The sequence below is a fragment of the Buchnera aphidicola (Cinara splendens) genome (assembly GCF_900698975.1).
Taxonomy (GTDB): Bacteria; Pseudomonadota; Gammaproteobacteria; order Enterobacterales; family Enterobacteriaceae; genus Buchnera_F; species Buchnera_F aphidicola_AI.
On record NZ_LR217722.1, the window covers coordinates 298,291 to 316,943 of the forward strand.

Here is an 18,653-nt window from a genome sequence, read left to right on the forward strand (position 1 = left end):
ATTTTGTAAAAATACACACTATCAATATGTAAAAATTACATATATTGATTTAACTTAAAATTTTTAAAATAATTTATAAATGTTTTATAAATATAAATTTTGTTAAAAATATCAATATACATACCATTTATAAAAATTTTTATATAAAATATTTTCATAGAAAATAAAAAATTTTTATATATAATAAAATTATTTAAATTGTTGAAACATATGTTACTGTAAAAATCAACATTTTAAAAAAATTAATAAAAAACTATATATTTTGAAAATAAAATTATATATTTTAAATATATTCAATTTTTTTAATTAAATATTCTACTAAACCTGTAGGAGTACTTACTGTAATTCTATCGTTCTTTTTTCTTCCAATTAACGCACGAGACATAGGTGAGTAAACAGAAATTGAATATTCTTTACAATTCGCTTCGTCATCACCAACAATAGTATACACGAAAGTATTATTAGTACATATTTGTAATACCGTTACTGTGGCTCCAAAAATAACAACACCTCGAAAAGGTATTTTTGTAACATCAATAATTTCTGAACATAATAACTTATTTTCAATTTCACAAATTTTATTTTCACAAAAACTCTGTTCTTCACGAGCTGCATGGTACTCTGCATTTTCTTTTAGATCACCCAACTGCCGAGCATTAGAAATTGCTTCTACAATCAATGGTCGTGTAATATATTTTAATTTATTTAATTCAGATTTAAGTTTATTAAAACCCCGTAATGTCATTGGAACTTTTTTAAACAAGCCCATTACTCCTTTACATTAACATAAAAAATGCAATCTAATTCATATACATAATTTGTATATTATGATGTCATTACAAAAAACTATATAAAAATATTATAAATCATATTTAGTATGATACTATGTTAATATTATATAATATAATAAATAATTATATATATTTATTCTAAATAGATTTATTAATAAATAAAAATTATTTTTGTAAAAAATACAGCATAGAAAATATAGAAAAATAATTTATTATAAAAAATAAAAAAAAGAATTTTTAATATATCTTTAAAAACATTTTTTCAAAAATTAAAATTATCAATAAAAATATTGTATATAAAAATATTTTTATCAATAAAAATGATTTAATCATATAATTAAAAAATAAAGGATATAAAAATCAATAAAATTAATTTTTATATAAACTAATATATAACTATAGAGTAATAAATATGCAGTTAGATAAAATCCAATACGCTATTAAAAATCAATTAAACCTAAAAAAAGTATTAATATTAAATCATAATAATCATGTTTTAATTACTGCTATAGGAGATTCGTTTATCGGAATGAATTCGTTAAAAAGACAAAAATCTATATATAAAATATTAATGCCATATTTTTTAACTAAAGAAATCCATGCAATACAAATTCAAACGTATACTATATCTGAATGGAATAAAAAACAAAAAAAATAAAAAATAAATTATATATACATATAAAAATTTTTATGAAATATATTTTAAAAATTTATGTTATGATTTATTTAAAATATAAAAAATTTTTTAGTAAAATATTTAATTTTATTCAAAAAAAATAAAAAAATTTTAATAAAACATCATATTTTATTTTTAATATTAAAACTATATATCTAATAATCGTATTATGTATAGAAATCAATATATTATCATATAACAATATATATCATATACTTACATATATTTATATATTAAATATGTTTTTAATAAAAATACTTAAAATTATAAAAAATATTCATATTAATTAACATTAATAAAAAATATTTTAACAATAATAATTTCTATACACATTAAATTCATATATTATATACATGTAATTAACCCTTATAATATAAATTATATAAAAATTTACATAATTTTTATATAATAATAGTATCATTTAATTTTTAAAAAATACATTTTAATTTTTACATTTTATTGAAATAAAAAATAAAAAACATTAAACATCAAGATGAATGTTTTAATAAATAAAATTTTTCATTATTAACCTGTAATATAATATCTAGAGAAAAAATTATGTATGTTATATTTTTAGATCGTAATACACAATATAAAGTAAAATCTGGTGACATAATTAGATTAGAAAAAATCAATATAAATATTGGAAAAAAAATAATATTTGAAAAAATAATATTGTTATCCGATAATACCAAAATATCTATTGGACAACCTATACTCAACAATGTTTATGTAGAAGGATCAATCTATCGACATGGAAGACATAAAAAAATAAAAGTTATAAAATTTAATCGCCGTAAACATTATAAAAAAAATCAAGGACACAGACAATATTATACAGATGTTAAAATAAAAAATATAACATACAAAAATTCTACACTATAAGGTATAAAAATGGCTCATAAAAAAGCAGGTGGTTCTTCTCGAAATGGAAGAGATTCTCATTCAAAACGATTAGGTATTAAGAGATTCGGAGGTGAACATGTATATCCTGGAAACATTATTCTCAAACAAAGAGGAACTAAATTTCATCCAGGACATAATGTAAAATGTGGTAAAGATCACACATTATTTTCTATTGTAAGCGGATTAGTAAAATTTGAAAAAAAAGGTTTACCAAAAAAAACATATGTAAATGTAATACAATAATAATATAAAAATATGTATTTTAATTAAATCAACAAAAATGTTTTATACTAAAACAATATTCTGTCAAAGAGAAATATAACATGAAATTTGTTGATTCAGTTGTAATTCATGTATCCGCTGGAAACGGGGGACATGGATGTACTAGTTTTAGAAGAGAAAAATTTATACCTAAAGGAGGTCCCGATGGAGGAGATGGAGGTAATGGAGGTAATATTTGGATAATATCTGATTTGAATATGAATTCACTAACTGATTATCGTATTAAAAAAATTTTCCATGCGGAAAATGGACAAAATGGATTTAAAAAAAATAGTTCTGGAAAAAAAGGAGAGGACAAATATATTCGTGTACCTTTAGGAACTAGAATTATAGATATTGAAACTAATGAAATAGTAGCTGATATACAGTATAAAAATCAAAAAATTCTTGTTGCTAAAGGAGGTTGGCATGGTCTAGGAAACACTCGTTTTAAATCATCTACTAATCGAACTCCTAAAAAAAATACAAAAGGTTCATTAGGCGAAAATAAACTAATTTCATTAGAATTATTATTAATTGCAGATGTTGGAACATTAGGTTTTCCTAATTCCGGTAAATCTACTTTAACTAGCATGATGTCTAATGCTAAAACAAAAATAGACAGTTATCCATTTACAACTTTACATCCAGTATTGGGAACAGTTAAAAAAAAAAAAAAAAATTTTATTATTGCCGATATACCTGGAATTATACAAGGAGCGTCATCAGGGGTAGGCTTAGGAATAAAATTTTTAAAACATTTATCTCGTTGTAAATTACTACTACATATTATTGATATAAATACCATAAAAAAAAAAAATCTCAATAAAATCAGATACATTATCTTACAAGAACTTAAAAATTTTAATAAATCACTATTTCAAATACCGAGATGGTTAATCTTTAATAAAATTGATATTTTAACAAAAAAAAACGTCAATAAAATTAAAAAATATATAAAAAGAAAAATTCACCCTTGTCAAAAATGTTACTTTATTTCTGCTAAAGATAACATCGGAATTAAAAATTTATCTAAAGATATTATTCGATATTTATATAAAAAAAACAACATACATAAATATTTTTAAAAAATCCATTTTTTGTAAACAAAAATAATAAAAGAGCATAAAAAAATATATTTTTATGTATATCTTAATTTTAACTATAAAGAAACCCGGATTAAAAAAACCGGGATTTCTTTATTATACAAAAATTACTATCTTTTAGAAAATTGAGTTTTTTTTCTAGATTTACGAAAACCATATTTTTTACGTTCAACTTTTCTTGAATCACGAGTTACAAAACCTTCTTTACGTAATACCCCTCGCAATGTATTATCATATTGTATCAATGCACGAGTAATACCTTGACGAATTGCTCCTGCCTGACCAGATATTCCACCACCTTTGACAGTAATATAAAAATCAAATATATTCAACATATTTACCAAAGCTAAAGGTTGTTGAACAATCATACACGCTGTTTTTCGACCAAAATATTCTTTTAAAGAACGTTTATTAATACAAATTTTTCCTTTTCCTTTACGTAAAAAAACACGTGCAGAAGAAGACTTACGGCGACCTGTACCGTAATTTATATATTCAGACATTGTATATATCCTAATGTTTTATATATATTAAATATTTAAAAAAATTGGTTTTTGTGCACTCAAATTATGTTCGTGCAATGGAAATACCTTTAATTTTTTAAAAATCAATCTGCCAAGAGAACCTTTTGGTAACATTCCTTTAACAGCTCTTTCAAGTATTCTTTCTGGATGATGTAACATCATATACTGAAAAGTATATTTCTTAATTCCACCCACATATCCAGTATGATGATAATAAAATTTATTAATTGATTTTTTTCCTGTAACAATTATTTTTGATGCATTTATAACTATGATATAATCACCAGTATCTACATGAGGAGTATATTCGGGTTTATATTTTCCTCTCAAGAACATAGATATTTTAGCTGCGAAGCGACCTAATATTTTGTTTGTCCCGTCAACATAATACCAAGATTTTATAATTTTATCCGAATTAGCTGAAAAACTTTTCATAATAAATTTCACCTTAAATATATAATTTAAAAATTAATAAATTTATTTATTTGATATGCAAAAAAACTATAAATATTATTTATATATGCAATAAATATTTATATAATTTCATTTATAATTAAACATTTTAAACTAATTAAACGAGAGTTAATAGAATGGACAAGAAAAAGACATTACAATTATTAAGAAATCAAATTAATAATGTTGATCATAAAATAATCAAATTATTATCATTTCGAGAATCTCTCTCTATAAATATTTTACAAAATAAAATACATAATAAACTTGATATTCGAGATAAAAATCGTGAAATAGAACTATTTAATAATTTACATCAACTAAGTCAAAAAAATAAAATAAATCCAAAATTCATACAAAAAATATTTGAAATAATTGTTAATAATTCAATTCTTGTTCAAAAAAAACATAAAAAAAAAATAAAAAATAATTCCAAAAAAAATTTTTGTGCTTACTTAGGTCCAGTTGGTTCATATTCATCCGAAGTATTTAATAATTTATCTAAAAACAAAAAAAATTTTTTTCTTGCACATGAACATACTAATTTTAATTCCATCATTGAATCTTTAAATAATCGTCGTTGTTACGTAGCACTATTACCTTTTGAAAATAGAATATCAGGAATTATTCCAGAAGTATATGAGATACTAAAAAAACAAAATGAAATATATATAATTAAAGAAATTTATGCAAAAATTCAACATCATTTGTTTACAGTAAAAAATTGTTTTTTCTATAACATAAAAAATGTATATAGTCATATACAACCATTTAAACAATGTAGTATATTTTTAGAAAAATTTCCAGAATGGAAAAAAAAATATTTTAACAGTACTTCTGAAGGTATGAAAAAACTTTCTTCAGAAAACAAAAAAAACTCTGCTGTAATTGGAAGTTCTATAGGTGGTTCTTACTATAATTTACAAAAAATAGCGGCTAATATTTCCAATATAGAAAATAATATTACTAGATTTATATTAATTTCTAAAAAAAAAAAAAAAATAACAAAAAAAATTCCAGTAAAAACTACCATCCTTATAACTTTAAATAATACAGAAGAAAACATTACAAAAATAAGAAAAATATTCCAAACAAGAAAAATTGAAATTACTAATATAATTTTAGAAAAAAACATAATTAATAACCCAACAAAAACATATCTAATAGAAATAATAGAAAATTTTTTTTCTAATATTATACAAGAAGCTTTACATACCATAAAAAAGCATGTAGAAAATATAAAAATTCTAGGCTGTTATCCTGTTGAAAAAAATATAAATAAACTATTTTAACCAATTTTAATATTTTTTTTTATAACTATAAATTTTGATATTATTACATTAAAATATTACTGATATAAGGATAATTATTATTATTATGTTTAATAACCTAACAAAAAAAATAACTGATATTTTTGAAAAAATTTCTCACCGGAGTCACTTAAAAGAAAAAAAAATTAAGGAAACTTTGCGTAAAATAAAATCAGCATTATTAGATGCAGACGTATCATTAATAATTGCGGACATGTTTTTAAAAAAAATAAAATCAAAAATATCAGAAGCATACATAAACAAAAATTTTAGTCCTAGTCAAAATTTAATAAAAATAGTATTGCGTGAATTAACTAAAATAATGGGAAGTAAAAGTCACTTATTTAATTTCTTATTAAATCAATTAACTATTTGTACTATTATTGGTCAACCAGGATCTGGAAAAACAACAAGTACCGCTAAATTAGCTCATTTATTATCTAAAAAGTATAAAAAAAAAATATTGGTAGTTTCTATCGATATATATAGACCTGCAGCTATTCTACAGTTAAAAAGATTAATACAAAAAACTAAAGCTAATTTTTTTCAGTCCAACTGCAATCAAAAAATTATAGAAATAATTAAATTAGCAATGCTCACAGCAAAGAAAAAAAAATATGACGTACTATTAATAGATACAGCCGGACAAATACATACTAACTACTCAAAAATAAAAGAAATAGAAAAAGTACAAAATTATATCAAACCACATGAAACATTGTTTGTTATAGATTCTATGGCCGGGCAAGATTCTGTTAATGCAATTAAAAAATTCAACAAAATATTTACATTATCAGGAATTATATTGACAAAACTAGATAGTGATACACGAGGAGGAGTAGCATTATCAGTAAGAGCTTTAACAAAAATTCCAATTAAATACATTGGTGTTGGAGAAAAGATTTATGATTTACAAATTTTTCATCCCGAAAGAATTGCTAAAAGAATTTTGGGTATGGGAGATGTATTATCTTTAATAGATGATATTAAAAATAAAATTAAAGATAAAGAACTAGATTTAATGAAAAACACTACTAAAAAAGGAAATACTTTTAATCTAAATGATTTTCTCGTACAAATTAAACAAATCAAAAAAATAGGAGGCATTGAATCATTAATACATAAATTACCTATTAGTATTATTAACAATAACTCTATGTTAAATAATATTGATAAAGAATCTTTCATAAAAATTGAAGCTATGATTCAATCCATGACTGAAAAAGAAAGAAAAACACCATCTATTATAAAATATTCTAGAAAAAAAAGAATTTCCAAAGGCTCTGGAATTACTATACAGGAAATTAATATTTATTTAAAGAAATTCGAAAACATGAAAAATATCATAAAAAATCTCAACAAAAACAAAAAAAACAAAATATTTGAAAAAATTAAAAATTATCTGATAAAATAATATAAATTATATTTGTTATACTTTAAAAATAAACTAAACATTTAAAATAAACTTTTTTTAATATAAGAGAAAAATTATATGATAAAAATCAGACTAGCGCGACATGGAGCTAAAAAAAAACCATTTTATCAAATTATAGTATCTGATGTAAGGTCTGCTAGAAATGGAAAATTTATTGAACGTATTGGATATTTCAATCCCTTTGCTAAAAAAAATGAAAAAAAAATAAATTTATCCATTGATAGGGTAGATTTTTGGATAAAAAAAGGAGCTCAAAAATCATCACGATTTGAAAAATTATTAATAGAACATACAAAAAACATATATCATACACAAAATTTGTATAAATCATGATTATTATTGGAAAAATAGGAAATCCATATGGAATTTTAGGATGGATACATATCCATTCATATACAGAAAAAAAAGAAAATATTTTTTATTATTTTCCATGGAAATTAGAAAAATTAAATATATACATTCACAAAAAAAATATTATTAGATATAAAAAACACACAAATCACTTTTTAGTAAAAATAGATAATTTACATAACAGAACACAGGCTCATTCTATAGCTAACCAAAATATATTAATGAAGTCTACTAAATTACCTAAATTACAAAAACATGAATACTATTGGAACAACATTTTATTATGTAAAATTTTTAATGTAAAAAAAGAAATAATAGGTTTAGTAAAACAAATATTAGATAATAAAGTTTATAATATCTTAAAAATATTTAATTTTAAAAAAAATAAAAATATATATGTTCCATTTATACAACCTAATATCATTAAAAAAATAGATATACAAAATAAAATTATTATTATTAATTGGAATTTATGTGAATAAACATAGATTTATTTAAGAAGACAAAAATGATGCAATTTAGTATTGTTACAATTTTTCCTAAAATGTTTGATAACATATTTCAATACGGAATCATTAATCGAGCTATTAAAAATAAAATAATTAGCATTAATATTTTTAATCTAAGAAATTTTAGTACAATGAAAAGAAAAAAAGTAGATGATAAAATCTACGGTGGAGGTCCTGGAATGTTAATTATGTTTGCACCATTATTTAACGCAGTTACAGAAATAAAAAAAATTCACAAAAAAAACAGTGTAGTAATTTACTTATCTCCACAAGGAAAATTATTAAATCACAAAAACATTCAACATTTTCTTAACATAAAACACTTAATATTTATTTGTGGTCGCTACCAGGGTGTTGATGAACGATTTATACGAAATCAAGTAGATGAAGAGTGGTCTGTAGGTAATTATGTTCTCACCGGAGGAGAATTACCAGCTATGATATTTATTGATACCATTACACGATTACTTCCAGGAGTATTAAATAATAAAAATTCCTTATTAAATGAAACTTTTTCTAAAAATTTATTAGATTGTCCTCATTATACACGACCAAAAAAAATAAACAATATGAGTGTACCTAAAATTCTATTATCAGGAAATCATAAAAAAATAAAACAATGGAGATTACAAAAATCATTCAAGAATACTTTAACAAAAAAACCAAACTTTATAAATAAATAAACTTACTACAATATTAATATAATAAAAATAAAAATTATTACAATCTAGCTAAATAAAATTTTTACACACTAATTATATGAGATATTCAAAATATGAACAATTATATTCACACTTTAGAAAATAAATATAAAAAAAAACAAGTTCCATATTTTAATTCAGGTGATTCTATTGTTATTAAAACATGGATATTAGAAGGTAACAAAAAACGCCTGCAGTCATTTGAAGGTATTGTAATTGCAAAAAGAAATAGAAATCTCAATTCTTCATTTACAGTTCGAAAGATATCTAACGGTGAAGGTGTAGAAAGAAAATTCTTAATACATTCACCAAATATACATGAAATAAACGTTGTAAAAAAAGGATTGGTGAAAAAATCAAAATTATATTATTTACGATATCGTAAAGGAAAGTCTGCACGAATTAAAGAACGCTTAAACTAATAACAATACTATATGTATACATAACAACAATTTATTTTCATATAAATCATGCAGTCAGCATACAAAATTGACTGCACAATATATATATTTTATATATTCAACTCGTTCCACCAATTGTTAACTGATCTATTTTAATAGTTGGTTGACCAACACTTACTGGAATATTCTGTCCATTTTTTACACAATTCCCTACTCCGTCGTCTATACATAAATTATCTCCTACCATGGATATAGATTGCATTACCTCTGTTCCTGATCCAATTAATGTAACGTCTTTTATAGGATAAATAGTTTTACCTTTTTTAATAAGATATGCTTCGGAAGTAGAAAAAACAAAATTTCCTGATGTTATATCTACCTGACCTCCACTAAAATTAACAGCATAAATACCATAATCAACACTATTTATAATATCAATAGGAGCATCCTTACCAGCCAATAAATATGTATTAGTCATACGAGGCATAGGTAAATGTGCATATGATTCTCTTCGACCATTACCTGTACTTTTTTTATTCATAATATGTGCATTCAATTTATCCAGTAAAAAAGATTCTAAAATTCCATCTTTAATTAAAACATTATATTGACCAGGCACTCCTTCATCATCTATATTTATAGAACCTCTTTTATTATACAGTGTTCCATTATCTACAATAGTACATAAAGTAGAAGCAACTCTATGTCCTTTTTTTTTAGAAAATACAGAGGTTTTTTTTCGAATAAAATCTCCTTCTAATCCATGTCCTACTGCCTCATGAAACAAAATTCCTGGCCATCCGGGACCAAGGATCACTGGAAATAAACCAGATGGTGATGATTTTGCAAATAAGGAAATAAGTGCTATACGAACTGCTTCTTTAGTCCAAGTATCTATCAATGTTCCTTTATTAGTTTTTTTTTCAAAAAATTCATTAATTTTAAATCTACCTCCTCCTCCACTAGTTCCTTTTTCTCTACTATTATTGTGCTCTACCGTTACTTGTATAGTAATATGGATTAATGATCGAATATCACTTGATAATGATCTGTTATCAGTAGATCCAATTATAATTTCTTCATATTCACATGTTAATGCAGCATAAACATCAGTAACTCGACTATCTTGTTGTCTAGCTAATTGATCAATATAATTTAAAATATAAATTTTTTTTTCAATATAATCATTATTAATGGGATTAAATTGTGGATATATACTTTTAAAATTTGAATATAATTGTTTTTTTATAATATTATTTTTAGTATTGACAATCATATTACAAACCATATTAGTAAAATAAATTAAATTTTTTAACGTAATAGAGTTAGTATAAGAAAAACTAGTAGAAATATCTTTTACTGCTCGTATTCCAACACCTTCATCATAAAAATAAGATCCTTGTTTAACAATTTTATTATCTAGAATCCATGCTTCTTGTTCTTTTAATTGAAAATATATATCTCCAAAATCAACTTTATTTTCTAACATATTATCTAACAACAAAAAAACATCTTGTTTTTTAAGATTATATTTATTCAATAAAATATTTATCATTATTAGAAATCTCTTAATATTTATATCAATTTAATTTTATAAAAATATTTTGATGACAATCTTTTAAATATATTTATAAGTACATTATTTATATTTTTATTTAAAATATGATAATAATTATTATTATTAATTATTATTAAATGCTATTATATTGTAAATATTATTGTTATTTTTACTAAATTTATATAAAATGAGATTAAATATGAATCAAAAATTAAAAATATTATTAATAAACGGACCTAATTTAAATTTATTAGGAACTCGAGAAACAAAAATATATGGTTCAGATACATTGCCTGAAATTATAAAAAAAATAAAAAGTACAGCTGATACTTTAAACGTTGAATTATATGATTTTCAATCTAATGCAGAGCACGAAATAGTAGAAAAAATACATGAAAGCAAATTGCTAAAAATACAGTTTATTTTAATTAATCCTGGTGCATTTGCTCATACCAGCATATCTATTCGAGATGCTTTGTTGGCAGTACAAATTCCATTTTTTGAAATTCATATTTCCAATATTTTTTCTAGAGAAAACTTTCGTTCACATTCCTGGATATCAGATATATCACGTGGAATTATATCCGGATTTGGAACTGAAGGATACATATGTGCATTAAATACATCTGTAAACATGTTAATAAACAAGGATGTATAAAAAATAATTATAAATATATAAAATAAAATTTTTCATCTGTTAAATTTTTTATTTTTATAATATAAATTAAGTTTTTTTCTTAACGTTCCGCGATTAATTCCTAAAATTAAAGCGGCTTGTGTTTGATTACCTCGAGTATATTGCATGATATTATCAAACAATGGTTTTTCTATTTCAGATAAAAATCGTTGATATAGATTATTATCATTTTTTTTAATAACTACTGAAAAATAATTTTTTAAGGCAATTGTAATATAATTAATCAAAGGAGTATTAAATACTTCTTTATTAATGATATGTGATACAAAAAAACAACTAGAATTTCTTTTATTATTTAACATATATTTACTTAATTAATTTTATAAAAAATATTCTTAATATGATCAAAAGATCAGGAATATTAACATTAAACTGTTTTATTTAGTAATGAATATATTTTTTTAATACATGAAGTATATCACTGTAAACTATATTGGTATAATTGTATGACTAAATACATATTTATTATACCATATCTTCGTAATATAATAATGTAAGTAGATGCACCATATCTAAAGGAGGACTAATCGTCCAAGTTTTTAATTCATTGGTTATAGGATGTATAAAACTTAACATTCTAGAATGTAGAGATGGTCTAGAAAATTTACACAAAAACCTACATGTTTTCTTAGATAATCCCAGTGAATTATGTTTTATACCTTTAGAATATATACTATCTCCAAATATAGGATGAGCAATGGCAGAAAAATGTACTCTAATCTGATGCGTTCTTCCCGTTTTTATTTGTACACGAACATATGTATAATTTCTGAATCTAGTAATAACTTTATAGTGAGTAATTGCTTTTTTTCCTCCGCTACCAATTGTCATAATGGTTCGACGATGAATATTTCTTTTAATTGGATAATTGATATTTCCGTTTCGTTTAATTCTTCCAATAACAATAGCATCGTATTCTTTAATTATTTTACGGTTTTTAAATAAACTAACTAAATAATTATATGCTAAAATTGTTTTAGCTACAACTAACAAACCTGATGTATTTTTGTCTAATCTATGAACTATACCTGCTCTAGGTAAACTAGAATTACGTTTATAATGAAAAATTAAAGCATTTAACAATGTTCCAGATGTATTTCCGTAGCCTAAATGAACAACAAAATTAGATGGTTTATTTATTATTAATATCTCAGAATCTTCAAAAATAATATCCAATGGTATATTTTCTTTTTTTATTTTAACGAGATTAAATTCATTATTGACACATACAATAATTACATCATTAAAAAAAATTTTTTTTTTGGAGCAGTGACAATCACATCATTTACAGATATACATCCTAATAAAATCCATTTTTTTATACGCGAACGAGATACCGGAAAAAACTTTTGAACTAAAATTTTATCCAATCTATAAGACTGTAATTTTGATACAGTAGATATAAATTTTAATTTTATTGTGTTAAAAGACATATTATACTCATTAAATTTTGTATTTTTAAAAATAAAAAATAACTATTACATTTTAACATAAAAAACATTAAATTTAGATATTTTTATGTTCAAAAGATAATTAAAAAATTACTTTTACACATAAAATTTTATTTTAATAAATTAAAAAAATCAAATATTTTTATTTATATAAGATAACTATATTCTTTATTTTAATAAACACCTGTAGGAAAAAATTATATGAAAACTGATAAAATACGATCTTTATTTTTACAATTTTTTAAAGAAAAAAACCATACTATTATTAAAAGCAGTTCTTTAATACCTAAAAACGATAACACTTTATTGTTTACAAATGCTGGAATGAATCAATTTAAAGAAATATACTTAGGACATAAAAGAAACCAAAAATCATCATATACTAGTGCTCAATATTGTATTCGAACAGGAGGAAAACATAATGATTTCAATAAAGTAGGATATGAACCATACCACCATACATTATTTGAAATGCTGGGAAACTTTAGTTTTGGAGAATATTTTAAAGAAACATCTATTATATATGCGTGGGAATTTTTAACTCATAAAAATTGGTTAAACATATCAAAAAAAAAAATATGGATTACATATTACTACAAAGACATTGAAACAAAAAATATTTGGTTAAATAAAATAAAAATTCAATCTAATCATTTAATCACAATATATGACAAAAATAACATAGAATATCATTCCAATAATTTTTGGAAAATGGGTAATTCAGGTCCATGTGGTCCATGTACTGAAATTTTTTACGATACAAGAAAAAAAAATAAAGAAAAAAAAACAATCAAAAATTACAATGAACTAAAAAAATATTGTGTAGAAATCTGGAATTTAGTTTTCATGCAATTTAATCAAATCAAATCTAAAAAACTAATAAAATTACCTATTCCTTCAGTAGATACAGGTATGGGTTTAGAACGTATATCAGCAGTTTTGCAGAAAGTATCGTCAAGTTATGAAACAGATAATTTTATAAAACTAATACAATCTATCAAAAAAACTATAAAAATTAAATCAAATAACTATATTTCATTGCGAATTATTGCAGATCACATTCGAACAGCAACTTGTCTAATTTCTGAAAATATAATACCTGGAAATGAAGGAAGAAATTATGTATTAAGAAGAATCATTAGAAGAGCATTAAGTCATGGATATTTTATAGGCTTGCATAAACCTTTTTTTTATAAATTATCCGAATTTATAATTACAAATATGACACAAATAAATACAGATTTTAACATTTCTTCTAATATTAGTGTTATAAAAAAAATATTATTGTCTGAAGAAAAACAATTTTCTCAAGTATTGAAAATAGGGATGTACAAATTAAAAAAAGAAATCGTTATCAATCAAACAAAAAGATTGTGTGAAAAAAAAATATTTTATTTATATGAAACATTTGGATTACCTATAGAAATTACAAAAGATATTTGTAAAAAAAAAAAAATATCTATTAATTTTCAAAAATTAAATCAAATTATAGAATTAAATAAACAACAACAAAAAAAAAAAAATATACAAACAAACAAACATAGTTCATGTTTAATACATATTACTGAAACATCTATTTTTGACGGATATCATGAATATATAAAAAAATCTAAAATTACTCAAATTATTTATAAAAATAAATCTGTTTCATTTTTATCTGAAAAATGCGAAGGAATATTAGTATTAAATATAACACCTTTTTATGGTGAATCTAGCGGACAAATAGGAGATTCAGGAAAAATAATCAATAAGAAAGGAACGTTTATAGTTAACAATACACAAAAAAATGGAAATTTTACTGCACACCTAGGATACCTTAAAAAAGGTATTTTACGCGTAGGAGAAAAAATAGTTGCAAAAATAGATACTAAAAAAAGAAAAAGAATACAATCTAATCATTCTGCTTCACACTTATTACATGCTGCATTAATTAAAAAATTTGGATTAAATATAGTTCAAAAAGGATCCTATATAAATAATGAATACTTCCGATTCGATTTTATATATAACGATAATCTTACAGAAAGAGACATTCAAAAATTAGAAATTACAATAAATAAAAAAATTCAAAAAAATATCAAAATACATGCTATTATTACATCATTTTCTCGAGCACAAAAATACAATGCTATATATTTATCATCTAAAGAATATAAAAATACCGTCCGTATGATCTGTATTAACAATTTTTCTATTGAATTATGCAACGGAACTCATCATGAGTCTACTGGAAAAATCGGATGTTTTAAAATTATAAAATATAAAAATATTGGAAATTCAATAAAGCGTATTACTGCAATAACGGGTATACCTGTAATACAGTATATTCAAAAAAAAACAAATAAAGAAAAAAAAATACAATATTTACTAAAAAATAATTCTAATGATATATATAAATCAATAAAAAAATTAGTGAATAAAATTCGTTATATAAAAAAAGAAAAAAAAGACTTAATAAATCAAAATATTTCGCAAATATCTAAAAATTTAATATCAAAAGCATACAATATTAATAATGTATTAATAATAATTTCATATATATCCCATTTAAAATATACAATGCTTAAAAATATATCTGATACTATCAAACAAAAAAAAGAATCCGTTATTATTATACTAATCAATAAAAATACTTCAATAATAAGATTTTTAATTAGTGTTACTGACAATATTATTCAATACATAAATGCAATAGATGTTATGAACATAATGTTTTCTGTATTATCTGGAAAAGGTGGAGGAAAAAAAAATATTGTTAAAGGAAAATTAAAAAATACAAACATTATATCTGAAAAAATAAAAAAAATGAAAAAAAAAATCATAAAATATATACACGAAAATAATATACATAAATAATACTTATGTTATAGAAAAAAAATCTATGAATAATATATATATTATTTTATTTATTTTAATATGTTTAAAAAAACAAAATATATATTTTGTTTCTCAAAAGGAACGAAAGAAATGCTTATTTTAACTCGTCGAATTGGCGAAACGTTAATGATCGGCGATGAAATAACTGTAACAATTTTAGGAATTAAAGGAAATCAAATTCGCGTAGGAATTAATGCTCCTAAAAAAATATCTGTACATAGAGAAGAAATATATAAAAAAATTCAGCTAGAAAAAAATTCGTGTGAAAAAAACAAAAAATAAACACTTACTGTATTTTGTGAATATTCAAAATACAGTAAAAATATTTTTACTTATTAAAAAACAGTTTAATTTTTTAACAAAAATATTACTTTTACAATAAAAATCATCTTATTGAAAAAATTAACAAAAAATAAATATTGAATTTGATAATAAAATTTCATTTGACTTATTTTATAAAAAAAGTAATATAGTCATATATATTTTTTATATATTTAATACATTGGTGAGATGGCCGAGTGGTTTAAGGCGCTCCCCTGCTAAAGGAGTATGTATTAATTTGCATCGAGGGTTCAAATCCCTCTCTCACCACAAGAATATCATATATGCATCCGTAGCTTAGTTGGATAGAGCACTCGGCTACGAACCGAGAGGTTGAAGGTTCAAATCCTTCCGGATGCATGAACAATATTTTTGTATATAAATAATAATTAATTAATACCTTAATTTATGTTTTGTTTTATATAAAATAGGATTTTATATTTTGTATATTCCTAGAATTTATTTTAATAAATCAATAAAAATTGACACAATTATTAAATTAAAAAAAAACATGGTACATTTTTGTATAAATGTAATTAGATTACGTATAGGTGACATAATACATTTATTTAATAACACTAATTATATATTTATCTCCAAAATATTAGACATAAAAAACAAAAATATTTTAATAAAAATTATAAGTACACAACTAGATAATAAAGAATCTCCAATAAAAATTCATTTAGGACAATGTGTATCTAAAAAAATGAATATAACAATTGAAAAATCAGTAGAACTAGGTATTAATACCATTACTCCTATAATATCCAAAAAAAAAAATTCTGAGAAATCAATATCTAAAAAAATATGTCATTGGAAAAAGATAATTATTTCTGCATGTACTCAATCTCTTAGAAATGTTGTACCAAAATTAAACACACCATCTACAATACATCAATGGTGTGATGGCATAACCCCACAATCTACCAAAATTATTTTTGATCCTAAAGCTAAAAATAAAATTTACAGCATCCCTAATCAATACAAAAATATTTTTATATTAATAGGTTCAGAAAAAGGATTTCATGGATATGAAAAAAAATGTGCAAAAGAAAAAAATTTTTTAAAAATATCATTAGGACCTAGAATATTACGAACTGAAACAGCAAGTATTGTAGCAATAACTGCATTACAAATACACTTAGGAGACATATAAAATATATATAAAATATATATACTGTTAATGATTAACACATACAATAATATAATTAAAAATATCTATTTAGAATTTAAAGAAGAATCAATCATTTCGTTCAAAACCAACATTCGAGATTTTATATGTTTAATACAATGAACAGATTTATGTTTTTCTATTTCTAGTTCGTAACAAATATTTAAAGCAGTAATAAAAATTAATTGTTCTATATTAGAAACACCTGTTTTTTCTTTTAAATCTTCCAATCGTTTATTCAAAATATTTGCTAGGTAGTATAAATCTGAAGAATTTTTATCGGGACAATTAACACGTATAAACCGACCAAAAACTTCTATATCAATAGATTTTAATGACATAAATAATTCTCTATGAATAATCAGTTTAAAAAATATATAATATTATCTAATAATCTATTTTAAAATCAAGCATAAATACATACGTATTATAAAGATATTTTATCTATTCTATTAGAATAACTAACTAAAACTAAATCTGCTTTTCTTACACAAAATAATCCTACAGATACAACTCCAGGTATATTATTTATATATTTTTCTAAATAAATAGAGTTGTTTGTACATAAATCATACATATCAATAACATAATTACCATTATCTGTAATAAAATTTTTTCTATATTTAGGTATTCCACCTAATTTTACTACCTCTCTGGATACACTATTTAATGAAATAGGAATTACTTCCACAGGAATAGGAAAATTATCAAATTTTTTTACATATTTTGATTTATCTACTATACACAAAAATTTTTTTGAAACAGAAGCTATAATTTTTTCTCTAGTTAAAGCTCCTCCACCACCTTTTATCATTTCTAAAGAATGATTTATTTGATCTGCACTATCAATATAAATATCAAGTGATGTAAGTGTATTTAAATCAACAATCGGTATATTAAATTGTTTTAGTAAATCTTCTGACATAGAAGAACTGGGTACAACTCCTCGAATATAACTAGAAATGGTTGATAACTCTTTAATAAAAAAATTTATTGTAGATCCTGATCCAATTCCAATGATAGAATTTTTTGGTACATAATTTATTGCAGATATAGCTACAGATTTTTTTAACGTATCAAACATATGTTCTCCATAATACATTAAAAATTATTTATCAAAAATAAAATGTTATAATGTTTTTTTTAGATAA

At 22.2% G+C, this 18,653-nt stretch carries 23 protein-coding genes and 2 tRNA genes; 16 read left to right on the plus strand and 9 right to left on the minus strand.

Annotation, left to right across the window (positions count from 1 at the left end; translation table 11 throughout):
- Positions 1–283 precede the first annotated feature (283 nt).
- Positions 284–763: a transcription elongation factor GreA gene (gene greA / locus BUCISPPA3004_RS01240; protein WP_154049073.1), complete on the minus strand. Its 480-nt coding sequence runs from the start codon at positions 761–763 to the stop codon at positions 284–286.
- Between the two features lie 440 nt (positions 764–1,203).
- Between greA and BUCISPPA3004_RS01245 the strand changes: the two genes are divergently transcribed.
- The 4 genes from BUCISPPA3004_RS01245 to cgtA all read left to right on the plus strand — a co-directional run bounded on the left by BUCISPPA3004_RS01245 (position 1,204) and on the right by cgtA (position 3,722).
- Positions 1,204–1,449 (plus strand): BolA/IbaG family iron-sulfur metabolism protein, encoded by a 246-nt coding sequence (locus BUCISPPA3004_RS01245; RefSeq protein ID WP_154048929.1) that lies wholly within the window; start codon positions 1,204–1,206, stop codon positions 1,447–1,449.
- 576 nt (positions 1,450–2,025) lie between these two features.
- Positions 2,026–2,352, plus strand: a complete 327-nt coding sequence (gene rplU, locus BUCISPPA3004_RS01250) for a 50S ribosomal protein L21 (RefSeq protein ID WP_154048930.1) — start codon at positions 2,026–2,028, stop codon at positions 2,350–2,352.
- A 9-nt stretch (positions 2,353–2,361) separates the two neighbouring features.
- On the plus strand, positions 2,362–2,616 hold the full coding sequence (gene rpmA, locus BUCISPPA3004_RS01255; protein WP_154048931.1) for a 50S ribosomal protein L27: 255 nt from the start codon (positions 2,362–2,364) through the stop codon (positions 2,614–2,616).
- An 80-nt stretch (positions 2,617–2,696) separates the two neighbouring features.
- Entirely contained in the window at positions 2,697–3,722 is a 1,026-nt protein-coding gene (gene cgtA / locus BUCISPPA3004_RS01260) for an Obg family GTPase CgtA (RefSeq protein WP_154048932.1), read from the plus strand.
- 128 nt (positions 3,723–3,850) lie between these two features.
- Here the strand turns inward: cgtA and rpsI are convergent, their stop codons facing one another.
- Together rpsI and rplM are read right to left on the minus strand one after the other, a co-directional pair.
- Entirely contained in the window at positions 3,851–4,243 is a 393-nt protein-coding gene (gene rpsI / locus BUCISPPA3004_RS01265; RefSeq protein ID WP_154048933.1) for a 30S ribosomal protein S9, read from the minus strand.
- Positions 4,244–4,270: 27 nt separating this feature from the next.
- Entirely contained in the window at positions 4,271–4,699 is a 429-nt protein-coding gene (rplM, locus tag BUCISPPA3004_RS01270; RefSeq protein WP_154048934.1) for a 50S ribosomal protein L13, read from the minus strand.
- A gap of 155 nt (positions 4,700–4,854) precedes the next feature.
- Between rplM and BUCISPPA3004_RS01275 the strand changes: the two genes are divergently transcribed.
- The 6 genes from BUCISPPA3004_RS01275 to rplS all read left to right on the plus strand — a co-directional run bounded on the left by BUCISPPA3004_RS01275 (position 4,855) and on the right by rplS (position 9,445).
- On the plus strand, positions 4,855–6,009 hold the full coding sequence (locus tag BUCISPPA3004_RS01275) for a prephenate dehydratase domain-containing protein (protein ID WP_154048935.1): 1,155 nt from the start codon (positions 4,855–4,857) through the stop codon (positions 6,007–6,009).
- 85 nt (positions 6,010–6,094) lie between these two features.
- Positions 6,095–7,441, plus strand: a complete 1,347-nt coding sequence (locus BUCISPPA3004_RS01280; RefSeq protein WP_154048936.1) for a signal recognition particle protein — start codon at positions 6,095–6,097, stop codon at positions 7,439–7,441.
- Positions 7,442–7,519: 78 nt separating this feature from the next.
- A complete protein-coding gene (gene rpsP / locus BUCISPPA3004_RS01285; protein ID WP_154048937.1) occupies positions 7,520–7,795 on the plus strand; it encodes a 30S ribosomal protein S16 in 276 nt (91 codons plus the stop codon).
- Positions 7,792–8,295: a ribosome maturation factor RimM gene (gene rimM / locus BUCISPPA3004_RS01290; RefSeq protein WP_154048938.1), complete on the plus strand. Its 504-nt coding sequence runs from the start codon at positions 7,792–7,794 to the stop codon at positions 8,293–8,295. The genes rpsP and rimM overlap by 4 nt, the downstream gene beginning before the upstream one ends.
- A 26-nt stretch (positions 8,296–8,321) precedes the next feature.
- Positions 8,322–9,005, plus strand: a complete 684-nt coding sequence (gene trmD, locus BUCISPPA3004_RS01295; RefSeq protein ID WP_154048939.1) for a tRNA (guanosine(37)-N1)-methyltransferase TrmD — start codon at positions 8,322–8,324, stop codon at positions 9,003–9,005.
- Positions 9,006–9,097: 92 nt separating this feature from the next.
- Positions 9,098–9,445 carry a 50S ribosomal protein L19 gene (gene rplS, locus BUCISPPA3004_RS01300; protein ID WP_154048940.1) on the plus strand — a complete coding sequence of 116 codons (348 nt, stop codon included), beginning with the start codon at positions 9,098–9,100 and terminating at the stop codon, positions 9,443–9,445.
- Positions 9,446–9,542: 97 nt separating this feature from the next.
- Here rplS and tldD read toward each other — a convergent pair whose 3' ends face one another.
- Complete coding sequence (gene tldD, locus BUCISPPA3004_RS01305; RefSeq protein ID WP_154048941.1) at positions 9,543–10,979, minus strand: metalloprotease TldD; 1,437 nt, start codon at positions 10,977–10,979, stop codon at positions 9,543–9,545.
- 202 nt (positions 10,980–11,181) lie between these two features.
- On the opposite strand from tldD, the gene aroQ reads away from it, so the two are divergent.
- Positions 11,182–11,640 (plus strand): type II 3-dehydroquinate dehydratase, encoded by a 459-nt coding sequence (gene aroQ, locus BUCISPPA3004_RS01310; RefSeq protein WP_154048942.1) that lies wholly within the window; start codon positions 11,182–11,184, stop codon positions 11,638–11,640.
- 32 nt (positions 11,641–11,672) lie between these two features.
- Here aroQ and BUCISPPA3004_RS01315 read toward each other — a convergent pair whose 3' ends face one another.
- The 3 genes from BUCISPPA3004_RS01315 to BUCISPPA3004_RS02100 form a co-directional block, all read right to left on the minus strand.
- Entirely contained in the window at positions 11,673–11,981 is a 309-nt protein-coding gene (locus tag BUCISPPA3004_RS01315) for a helix-turn-helix domain-containing protein (RefSeq protein ID WP_154048943.1), read from the minus strand.
- Between the two features lie 163 nt (positions 11,982–12,144).
- Positions 12,145–12,933: an RluA family pseudouridine synthase gene (locus BUCISPPA3004_RS01320; protein WP_331866585.1), complete on the minus strand. Its 789-nt coding sequence runs from the start codon at positions 12,931–12,933 to the stop codon at positions 12,145–12,147.
- Complete coding sequence (locus BUCISPPA3004_RS02100; protein ID WP_232036877.1) at positions 12,915–13,112, minus strand: S4 domain-containing protein; 198 nt, start codon at positions 13,110–13,112, stop codon at positions 12,915–12,917. Before BUCISPPA3004_RS02100 ends, BUCISPPA3004_RS01320 begins: the two co-directional genes overlap by 19 nt.
- Before the next feature lie 219 nt (positions 13,113–13,331).
- Here BUCISPPA3004_RS02100 and alaS point away from each other — a divergent pair, with 219 nt between their 5' ends.
- From alaS to BUCISPPA3004_RS01345, 5 genes are all read left to right on the plus strand, one after another.
- Entirely contained in the window at positions 13,332–15,986 is a 2,655-nt protein-coding gene (alaS, locus tag BUCISPPA3004_RS01325) for an alanine--tRNA ligase (RefSeq protein ID WP_154048944.1), read from the plus strand.
- A 111-nt stretch (positions 15,987–16,097) separates the two neighbouring features.
- Positions 16,098–16,289 (plus strand): carbon storage regulator CsrA, encoded by a 192-nt coding sequence (gene csrA / locus BUCISPPA3004_RS01330; RefSeq protein WP_154048945.1) that lies wholly within the window; start codon positions 16,098–16,100, stop codon positions 16,287–16,289.
- Between the two features lie 222 nt (positions 16,290–16,511).
- Positions 16,512–16,598, plus strand: a tRNA-Ser gene (locus BUCISPPA3004_RS01335).
- Positions 16,599–16,614: 16 nt separating this feature from the next.
- Positions 16,615–16,688, plus strand: a tRNA-Arg gene (locus tag BUCISPPA3004_RS01340).
- Between the two features lie 82 nt (positions 16,689–16,770).
- Complete coding sequence (locus BUCISPPA3004_RS01345) at positions 16,771–17,487, plus strand: 16S rRNA (uracil(1498)-N(3))-methyltransferase (RefSeq protein ID WP_172598691.1); 717 nt, start codon at positions 16,771–16,773, stop codon at positions 17,485–17,487.
- 62 nt (positions 17,488–17,549) lie between these two features.
- Here the strand turns inward: BUCISPPA3004_RS01345 and zapA are convergent, their stop codons facing one another.
- The gene (gene zapA, locus BUCISPPA3004_RS01350; protein WP_154048947.1) at positions 17,550–17,843 is read right to left on the minus strand and encodes a cell division protein ZapA; all 294 of its coding nucleotides are present in this window, start codon (positions 17,841–17,843) and stop codon (positions 17,550–17,552) included.
- An 86-nt stretch (positions 17,844–17,929) separates the two neighbouring features.
- Positions 17,930–18,586 (minus strand): ribose-5-phosphate isomerase RpiA, encoded by a 657-nt coding sequence (gene rpiA, locus BUCISPPA3004_RS01355; protein WP_154048948.1) that lies wholly within the window; start codon positions 18,584–18,586, stop codon positions 17,930–17,932.
- Positions 18,587–18,653 lie beyond the last annotated feature (67 nt).